This is a genomic window from Commensalibacter sp. A3DC, assembly GCF_047307945.1.
Classification (GTDB): domain Bacteria; phylum Pseudomonadota; class Alphaproteobacteria; order Acetobacterales; family Acetobacteraceae; genus Commensalibacter; species Commensalibacter melissae.
The window spans coordinates 1-1,686 of the sequence record NZ_JAXOQA010000121.1 but is presented as its reverse complement, the minus strand read 5'-3'; the positions used below and the strand labels follow the sequence as shown (position 1 = coordinate 1,686).

1 protein-coding gene is annotated in these 1,686 nt (G+C 30.1%); it reads right to left on the bottom strand.

Features of this window, described 5'->3' with window-relative positions:
- A partial coding sequence (locus U0839_RS08745; RefSeq protein ID WP_413550510.1) for a hypothetical protein occupies positions 1–1,686 on the bottom strand: 1,686 nt, incomplete at both ends.

Sequence of the window (1,686 nt, the reverse complement as noted above, 5' to 3'; positions counted from 1 at the left end):
TTGGGGTACCAATACATTGGCAATTAAGAAAATAGTAATCTATTTTATTTTCATTTTCTTCCTTTAAATCCCAATTTCTTACAAAATAATTATGAGGCCCTTCAATATTTGTATGTTCTACAAAACGTTCAAATAATTTTTGATAATGATGATAGTTATTCATCTTATTTTTATCGATTGAGATTTTTATTGATTTATTCTTTTGCTGTGATGATAAATACAAATATCCCTCCAATTCGGAAATATTAGAAACCAAAGTTTTTTTCTGGGCATCAAAGGAGAGACAAAAATAGCGTAAAATATTACAGGTATTTTTTTTCTCGATGAGAAAAAGGGATAAATCAACAAGGTGATTTGTATTTTCAAAAAATAAGTGTGCAGGTCCTGTTTCTGGATCTTCTGAATCTGTGAAGGACTGACCTATATCTAAATAAAATCTTTGTCGTTCCACTGGATAATTATTATAGTTCCAGTGAAAATCTAAAGCCGATTTTTTTTTATCCAGTTTCCATTTTTCAGTCAGTGGCAATGTCTGTATTCTGGATTTAATGGCTTGCAAAAAATCATTAAGGATGATTGAAGCTTGTAATTTGTTAGGCAATCTTTCTTTTTTTTCTAGTCCAATTAATTGTCTTCCCCATGATGTACAAACAGCCAAGGTTGTTGATGCATAACAATCTCTCGGAAACCATTTAATGGATGAAATATGATCTGGTAATTGTGATCCTATAGATAAAATTTCCTTGATTTCTATTAAATAGTTAGGTTTTGTCCATAACATAAAACAGATATGAGTATAATATCCAGAGCCGAACTGGTTGAAAATGGAAATAGGAATGACTTCTTCAAGTGCAACGAAAAAATGAGAGGATAAAAAAGGTGCCAAGTTTTTTATCTCTTCAACTTTTTCAAGAATTAAAAACCAATCCTTTTTATGGGCAAATAATCCTTCGATTTGGGTTGCTGAAATACGGGTAAGTCCGATTTCATTAATGATATGTTCTTTTAATTGGGGAAGAGATTTATAGTGATGCCACATCCAAGTTCCATGATTAGTAGTGATTTCAGCGTCAAGATCAACATCATAATCGTAAGATCTTTGTGAGGCAATTGGAGTTAAAGCTTTTTGATTCAATTGATTTAGTATGGAGGATATTGTAAGGTGCCTTACAAAAAGACTATTTGAAGCCATTGTACAAAAGTAGTCAAAAACAAGATTATTTTTTGCGTAATCCAACGTTTCAAGATGTCCTAATAATAGAGTATTTCCCCATTTGTGTCTTTTAAACCCTCCATTAATGATGATAATACGGTCACTAATTGTTAAAGCAGCCTTAGGAATGGGTCTATTATGTGGAAAATTTAATATTAAAATAACATTTTCTGGTGTAAAAAAAAGAAAGTTATTAATATATAACATTAAATAATCATCAGATTCATTGAATAATGTACTAATAACTACCCTGCTATTAGCTGCCTCTTTTTTTGTTTTTTTTATAAAAGAGGAGATATTTATTATTTCTTCATTATTGTCGATGTGGTTATTGTCCAGTGTTATTTCCAATTTATCTAAATTGCCTTTAGAATTTAATTGAAATTTAATATACTGTGCTTGAACCTTTTTACTTAAATGAATATCAAATTCGGTTGGATTATCCCAATGATGACTGGGTTGTGTATAATAAC